6 protein-coding genes and 1 pseudogene are annotated in these 7,723 nt (G+C 60.7%); 1 reads left to right on the forward strand and 6 read right to left on the reverse strand.

All coding sequences use genetic code 11. The features are described from left to right. Positions 1–127: 127 nt before the first annotated feature. The 4 genes from ACO48X_RS10045 to ACO48X_RS10060 all read right to left on the reverse strand — a co-directional run bounded on the left by ACO48X_RS10045 (position 128) and on the right by ACO48X_RS10060 (position 5,723). Entirely contained in the window at positions 128–577 is a 450-nt protein-coding gene (locus tag ACO48X_RS10045) for a mesoderm induction early response protein 1 (RefSeq protein ID WP_485001952.1), read from the reverse strand. A 344-nt stretch (positions 578–921) separates the two neighbouring features. Continuing rightward, positions 922–1,470 carry a mesoderm induction early response protein 1 gene (locus ACO48X_RS10050; RefSeq protein ID WP_485001953.1) on the reverse strand — a complete coding sequence of 183 codons (549 nt, stop codon included), beginning with the start codon at positions 1,468–1,470 and terminating at the stop codon, positions 922–924. Next, positions 1,463–2,893 carry a hypothetical protein gene (locus ACO48X_RS10055; RefSeq protein ID WP_485001954.1) on the reverse strand — a complete coding sequence of 477 codons (1,431 nt, stop codon included), beginning with the start codon at positions 2,891–2,893 and terminating at the stop codon, positions 1,463–1,465. The genes ACO48X_RS10050 and ACO48X_RS10055 overlap by 8 nt, the downstream gene beginning before the upstream one ends. A gap of 577 nt (positions 2,894–3,470) precedes the next feature. Then, positions 3,471–5,723 carry a ThiF family adenylyltransferase gene (locus ACO48X_RS10060; RefSeq protein WP_485001955.1) on the reverse strand — a complete coding sequence of 751 codons (2,253 nt, stop codon included), beginning with the start codon at positions 5,721–5,723 and terminating at the stop codon, positions 3,471–3,473. Positions 5,724–6,033: 310 nt separating this feature from the next. On the opposite strand from ACO48X_RS10060, the gene ACO48X_RS10065 reads away from it, so the two are divergent. Continuing rightward, the gene (locus ACO48X_RS10065; protein ID WP_485001956.1) at positions 6,034–6,987 is read left to right on the forward strand and encodes a molybdenum cofactor biosynthesis protein MoaE; all 954 of its coding nucleotides are present in this window, start codon (positions 6,034–6,036) and stop codon (positions 6,985–6,987) included. A 233-nt stretch (positions 6,988–7,220) separates the two neighbouring features. On the opposite strand, the gene ACO48X_RS10070 is transcribed toward ACO48X_RS10065, so the two are convergent. Both ACO48X_RS10070 and ACO48X_RS10075 read right to left on the reverse strand, forming a co-directional pair. After that, entirely contained in the window at positions 7,221–7,472 is a 252-nt protein-coding gene (locus tag ACO48X_RS10070; RefSeq protein ID WP_484993295.1) for a MoaD/ThiS family protein, read from the reverse strand. A 1-nt stretch (position 7,473) separates the two neighbouring features. Continuing rightward, positions 7,474–7,723 (reverse strand): annotated as a pseudogene (locus ACO48X_RS10075) (GTP 3',8-cyclase MoaA); the annotation flags it as partial.

The following is a 7,723-nucleotide window of genomic DNA, read 5'->3' on the forward strand; positions in this document are numbered from 1 at the left end:
AAGCAACGGCGCTCCGCTTAATCATATAGGCTTTCTTAGACATTTTGGTCTCCTCCGCTTGATTGGCGGGCTGACTTTGGTGTGCATTTCGCCCACAACCGCCTTTGTCGGCTCAGCTTCCGATAGTTCAACGCTTTACCTCCTTGCCAGACACTTTGAGCTGCCGTTCGGCATTAGACGATTCGCCGTCCGCGCTTCCTTTTGGGAGTCGAGGCTTCGGAACCGATACGAAGATGACGGCGAAGAACGTCAACACTGCGACACTGACGATGCCCCGCTCATGGCGCGCTTCTTCGCAGGCTTCTTGTATTCCCTTCTTAATGTCGTCGCTGAGAGGCTTTTGCGACTTATAGCCGACGTACTCTCTGACCGCGTCATAGTCCTCGACGTCGAAGGAATCGTCATGCAAGGGACGGTAATCGCCGTTGAAGTTCCAACCGACAGGGTGGCATCCAGAGTACACGTTGTCAGTTGTTCCGGACTCTATCGAAAGAGGCGTGAGGAACAGCCAGAAGAACGCCGCGAAACCCACAAGAGCGACAAGCGTCCGAACCACCAGATAAACCGGTTTAGACAATTTGATTCCTTCCTTTGGCGACGCGAGCAGCCTTCGGTTCCCGCCACGGGGTTATAGGGGTTAGCCTCAAACTCCATAGACCACCTCCTTAAGCCAAACGGACGATATTTACGGACGATATTTCAGGAATAAGCGATACCGCCTCCCAGAAGCTCTGAGTGCCAACCCCTAAAGTTCTGAAAACTCCGCTCGAGGTTCTCTCTTCGGCTTTTCTGCCGCCTTGGATTTAGGCCAGCTTCCCGAGAGCTTAAGACAGCGTCTTTTTGACAGGCGACCCAGACCCCTGCTCAACCTCGCACCGTTCTTCGGTCCGTCTTGCCATCGGGGATGTCCCTCACAGGTGTTCAGGCCTGGACCGTTCCGGGCTTAGGCTCGTCGTTGAACGGCTCGCTCTCCGCTTTGCCGTTTGACGATCCGACACCGATCGAAGGTCCACCGTCACCCAACGAGCTGTCGCCGCTCAACGATTTGCTCTCTCCCGAAGACCCGTTGTCGCTCGAAGGCTCCCTGTCGCTCGAAGGTTTGGGCTTGGGAACCGACAAGAAGACGACGGCAAAGACGATCAGCGAGGAAACGATCAGCACACTGCGCTCCAGACGCGCCTCATGGCAAAGCCGTTGAATATCCCTCCTTATTCTCTCGTTCGCCTCCATCTTGTATGCAATGGCGCCGTCGAGATACTTCTGGACCTTGCTTGGACTCTCGACGTCAAAAGAATCATTGACCAACGGGTCCAGATCGTCGGAAAAGTTCCAGCCAACAGGGTGACAAGACGAGTAAGTGTTTCCGGTCCCAGACTCAATCGAAGGCGGAACAAGAAACAGCCAGAAGAACACGGCGACCGCCGCCAAAGCAACGGCGCTCCGCGTAATCAGATAGGCCTTCTTAGACAATTGTGTTTCCTTTCACTCGTTGCGGAGCAGGCTTCGATTCCGCCCAAGGGTCACCTGGATTGCCTTTAATGTAATCCACGGTTTCCTGGAGTCGGCTTCGCGCCTGTGCGTCCTGGCTGACGATTGCTTCGACAGCCAGGTCGAAATTCTTCGCCTCGTTCTCAATGTCGTCGGCGAGGTTCTTTAACAGCTTCTCTATGCGCACATTCAGATCGGAGAATGCGTGCGCCGGACCATAGGAACCGATGCCGATGACTCCGCTTCTCAGAAGACACGTAAACATCGAAACGCGAGGCAGACTGTCCTTAGCTTCGATCACGCTTGTGCGCACATCTCCAAATTTGCGGCAAACGCCTTTCGCTTTTCCGTAGTCCACATTCAACTCAGGAGCCGGTTCTATCGCACTCGAATCGATAGGGTCCATCGTCACGTCATAATATTTTCTATGGTCACTCTGCGACATCGAATCCAGATTGCCGATTAGCATACCCTCCACCCCCTTTTCCGCCTTTGTCACGCTCTTATTTATTGCTTCGAAAGCACTCTCGAGCTGGCTTATCGCCGAATCATAGCTATCCACTTTTTCATCGTCAACCATCGCATCTTGAGACGATTTAAGAGTTTGAAGTGCTCTTGATGAAGTTTGAAGAAGCTTTCTCTCTATCACAACCTCTGGTGCTGTAAATATAAGTGCTGCATCAATTGTGGCCGAAACGATCTCAAGAACCATTTTGAAGCCTTCCCGTTCACTCAACGCCACGGCATCCAAGACCTTGATCCCCTGTTGGAGAGCCTTAACCACGGAAGCGCGCGTTTCTTCGAACATCTTCATTTCGGAGTTCAGTGCTCCGCCAAGCACCATTGTCTTGTCATGAAGACCTCCGGTGACGCTGGCAAGCTTAGCCACAAAAGTCTCAACCTTATGGATAACTTCGCCACTCATGTTCCCTAAAGCTTTTCCAGCCTGGTCAAGGTTGGTAAAGATCGTTCCCCCGCCGGTGGACTTATTGCCAACTGTCTGCGGATCTTTCGCAAGCGGGCTTACGGCGGTTATCCACTTCTCGATCTCATTGTCGACATCTTTAGGATCGGGAAGTTCTTTCCAAGGGTCAACGATTTTGTCCACGCATCCGCGAACGCTGTCAAACTCAGCGGTATAACTCATTTGGCTCGCGGTCCACTCCGATTCAAGTTCATGACCTCCTCCTTTGCCGCTCGCCGCGGGTCGCGCAATTTTAATGCGCATGACACCCTCGGGCGGTCTGGAAATGGATATAACGTACTTGTCCTCCTCAATGGAGCACCGCCGCACAAGCGCTCCGGGCCCCGTCATCATGTAGGCGTCGATGGCTGATCGCTTCAGATAGCCGACCAGCTCTGGGACATCTGCATAATCATATTCTTTCTTTGGATCGTAAGCCATGATGGCGACCCTTCCATGGTTGTTGTTTGTTTACGTGATCCATATCGATATGCGTGACCCAACTTTTCGTTGGATAAGAACAACCTACCACCCACCCCAACGGCAATCAATACCTTTTTTCGAAAGACTTTTGCTTAGCACAATTTCGCCAACCTGCAGGACTAACTCAAACAAGATTGCTACAATATAACATTCTCTAAATGACGCCTACGTATTCATTGGAGCGGCCTCGCTTAAGCACCCTTTCCATCTATGAGAATTATGCCTTCAGAAGTCGTTCCACTGCGAGCCCTCTCACCATTTGGACACGGACGGCCTTGGGCGGCCGCCGAGGCGCGAAGCTAAGGAGGCATCCGCCGTTTTCCCTTGGCGGCACTTCGCGGACGCACCGATTCATCAGACATGAAGCCACGGCCGTCCCACGTTCACTGCCGCGGGCGGGACTGCCGGCAAACAGCTGAGACGCACTATCTGCAGCCCCACTGTCAGACTGCGAGCGTCACGCGTCCCTGCTTGAACAAGTCAGCAAGTTGCGCCGTCGGGATCTGGTTATCCTGCGACCATTGGCAGCCGGAAGTCAGTAGCGCGGCATCGACGGATCGACGTAAAGCCACCACTGTTTCAGGCCTCCCGCAACGTTGATCACCTCAACGCCCTCGGCGGCGAGGGCCTTCGCCGCCTGCATCGAGCGGACCCCGCCCAAACAGTAGACGTAGACGGGCCCCTCGGGAAGTCTCTTCGCCGCAGCAGACGGGTCGGCCAGGACGTCGGCGAGCGGAATGTGCGTCGACGGCCGGATCGCGCAAATCGCGCGCTCGTGGGATTCGCGCACATCAAGCATCTTCGCCCCCTGCGCGAGCCTGACCGCCACCTCCCTCACATTCGCCTCCGGCACGCCCACATCATCCCCACCAGGCCGGGCCACACCCGGCTTTGGCGCGACCGTGCCCGGCTCAGGTTGAGCTGCACCTAAGTCAGGTTGAGCTGCACGTGGCCGCGGCCGAGTCACACCTGGTTCAGTCTGAGCCGCACCCGGTTTCGTTTGAAGCGCATCTGTTTCAGACACGGCCGCACTCGGCTTAGATTGAGCAGTCCCCGGCTTTGACACGGCCGCGCCCCGCCTAAATCGAGGCGCACCCGGTCCAGGCCGAATCGCGCTTCGGGATTGGGCCCTCCTCGGCTTGGACTGAGCCGCACCCGGTTCAGAAGCGCGCGCCTCCGACGCATTCGTCTCAGGCGCAGGCATCCCCGGCGCACTTGGCCCAAACATGCTCGGCTCCGAGACGCGCACCTGAGGCAAGCTCGAATCGACGTCGTCCGAGTCAGGCGCACGGGATCCCGTCACGCCTGACTCGACTGGACGCGATTCGGTCGAGCCCAATTCGGCCGGGCCCGATTTAGCCGGGGCTGATCTAGCCGGGCCTGATTCGGGCGCAGCAGCCTTTGCCGCGTCGCCCCGCTCCGAAACTCGCGCCTCCGGGGCATTCGTTTCAAAGGCAAATGACCCTGTTCCACTCTCTTGGGAACTCAACCTTTCAAAAGCGTCGAACTCAGGCTTAGGAGCCTTTGACGCACCCGCTCCGGGCGCCCATGTTTCAGACACATCAAACTCAGACTGGCGGATTTCGAACTCACCCGCCCCGGGCACCCACGTTTCGGAAGGATCAAATCCAGGCTCGCGCACCCTCGGCACACCCGCTCCCGGCACCAACGTTTCGGACGCATCGAACTCCAGCTCGCCCGGCCCTGGCTCACCAGCCCCCTGCATGCTCGCCCCGGGCACCCACGTTTCGGAGGGGTCAAACGCGGACCCACGCGCTTTCGGCGCAGCCGCTCCCGGCCCCAAGGTTGCACACGCGTCCAATTCTGACCCCTGCGGCCAATGGGCGCCAGGTTCGGCCAGGTGCGATCCAGGCGCATTTGACCCAGGTGCATTTGACCCAAGCCCATTTGAGCCAAACGCATTTGACCCGAGCCCGCCTCTTTCCGAGTAGCCCGGAACGCCGCATGCATTCATCAAGCGTTCTCCTTTCAGGGGCGCCGGCCTGTCAGGCCTGCCAACCAGGGAAATCGTCTCATATCGGTTGTTCAGGGCGTCTAGCGCCAGCACGGTTCCCAGAAGAGGTTTGCCGACGCCGGTGATGAGCTTGACGGCCTCGCCCGCCATGATCGAGCCGACCTGGCCGCACAAACTCCCAATCACGCCGGCCTCTCCGCAGCTCGACGTCGCCCCGGCGGGCGGCGGGCTCGGAAAGAGGTCGCGCAGACACACGCCGGGCTCCTTGACGCCGAACTGCCGCGCCCGTCCGCCCGTCCAAAACACCGAAATCTGCGCCGAGTATCGAAGGATCGACCCCCACACTTCGGGAATCGACAATTCGGAGCACGCGGCGTCCACCGTGTAGCGGGTGAAGAAATTGTCGCTTCCGTCCAACACCATGTCGTAGCCGAACATCAGCTGGGCGGCATTTTCCTCCGTGAGCCGCTCTGGGTACACGATCACGTCGACGTCGGGGTTGAGCGCCTCGATTTTCGCCGCGGCGGAAACCGCTTTGGGCGTCCCGATGGCGGTCGAATCGTGAATCACCTGCCGATGAAGGTTAGACAGGTCGACGACGTCGTCGTCGATGATCCCGATCGTCCCCACGCCGGCGGCGGCGAGGTACATAAGCGCGGGAGACCCGAGCCCGCCAGCGCCGACGACCAGCACGCGCGCCGCGGCCAAACGGGCCTGGCCGTCCTCGCCGTGGAGGAGAATCTGGCGCGAATACCGCGTGCGCTGGCGATTGTCGAGCACGCTTTCAGGCTCGACTGCGGGGCGAAGACTCATACCGCCATGGTACCGCTGAGCGTCGCAGCACGCGGATATTCGCAGCAGGCGGAGCCTCTGCCGGCGAGCCGACCTATGGCGCAGCGAGCCGATGTTGTGGCACGCCAAGCCAATCTCGTGGCACATCGAGCCAACATTGCGGCACGCCAATACTGATCGGGCATCGCCTTTACTGATCGGGCATCGCCTTGCGCGAGGCAATGGAGAAGGGCGGCGCGCCGTGCCGAAGGGCATCGCAGAGGGCGCGAGCGGACACAGCCTGCATCCGCGATGCGAAGCGGAATGCGCGCATCGATTAAACTCGTGCCACATGAGGATCGCCGTCATAACAGTCTCCGACCGCACGTTTTCCGGGCAACGCAAGGACGTTTCCGGCCCGCTCGCCGTTCGGCTTCTCGCCGACTTCGGCGAAGTCGAGGGGCCCGCGGTGGTGCGCGACGGCGTCGAATCGGTGCAGGCGGCGATCCGCGAGGCGGCCGACTCGGGGGCGGACGCCATCCTCACCGTGGGCGGCACGGGAATCACCAGCCGCGACCTCACGCCGGAGGCGACCGAGCCGCTGCTCGCGCGCAGGCTCATCGGCGTCGAAGACCTTCTGCGGGACAATCCCCGAGTTCCCACCGCCGCCCTCTCCCGCGGCATGGCTGGCGTCATCGAGGGGGACGGACGCCGGGTTTTCATCCTTAACGCGCCCGGATCGACGGGCGGCGTGCGCGACGCCGTCGCCGCCGTCGGCCCCCTTCTGGGCCACATCGTCGACCAGCTTGCTGACGGCGACCATCCCGCGCCGCACAAAGCCGCAACGATAGCCATTCAGAATCGAGGCCGCAGCGACGGCTCCGACGCCGAGGCGATCGTCGCCGGCGTCACCGCCGAGCCTATCGACATGGAGGCCCTCGCCGCCGCCGTGGACGATCCAAGCGCGGGCGCAGTCGTCACATTCTGCGGGCAGGTGCGCAATCACGACGACGCCCGGCCGGTGGTTTCCATCGATTACGAGGCGCACCCCGAAGCCGGAAACGTCGTTCGAAAGATCGCCGCCGACGTCGCCGCGGGAAGCGGGGCGTGCAAGATCGCGGTGCTCCACCGCACAGGCGGTCTGCGCGTGGGCGAGATCGCACTGGGCGCAGCGGTTTCAGCCTCCCACCGGAAGGAGGCGCTGCGCGTCCTCGAGGCCGTCATCGAGCAGGTCAAGCTCCGCCTGCCCATATGGAAACGGCAGGAATTCGCCGACGGTTCGGCGGAGTGGACCGGCCAGGCTTAATCAACGGCTCGGCGGAGTAGACCGGCCAAGCCTAGAGCCCCCGCGCGGCAGGATCGACCGGCGGATTTGGACGTCACGTCGCTTGCGGCAGCTAGAGCCCCCGCGCGGCAGGATCGACTCGGCGAGGAGCCTCGCCGAGCAGGGCTGGGTCCACTTGGGCCCCCGGCGCGGCAGGATCGACCTCGCCGAACAGTTTGCGAGACTCTGTCAGCGCGCCTGGCCGACGGCTCGGCTCACCCGCCGGCGAACGGCGGGAGGACGTCCGCCCTGACGGCTCCGGAAGGCAACGGGGCGGCGTCGTCGGCGTGGGCGCCGTCGATCAGAAGCGCGCTCACGGCGAGCTGCCTGGCAAAGCCGGCCCCTCGTGCGGCGATCAAGGCCGCACGCAGATCCCCGACAGTTGCGCCCGCGGGCAGGCTGACGCTTTCCTCGGTCACGCCGGCGGCCTCTGCCACAGCGGCGAAGTATCGCAAGTTGACTGTCATTTCATCCTCCGATCGCGCTCATCGTGCGCGAAGGCTGCAAAAAACTCGGATCGTCCACGCCGTGTCCGGGCTGTTTGCCCCACATGGCCGCACGCCAAGCATCGGCGATTGTATCGTCATCGGCGCCCGCGCGCAGAAGCGAACGAAGGTCCGTTTCCTCCCGAGCGAAAAGGCAAGAGCGAACTTGGCCGTCCGCGGTCAGCCTCGTACGGTCGCAGTCCCCGCAAAACGGGCGGGTGATCGACGCGATG

The sequence above is a fragment of the Peptidiphaga sp. genome, from assembly GCF_057238965.1.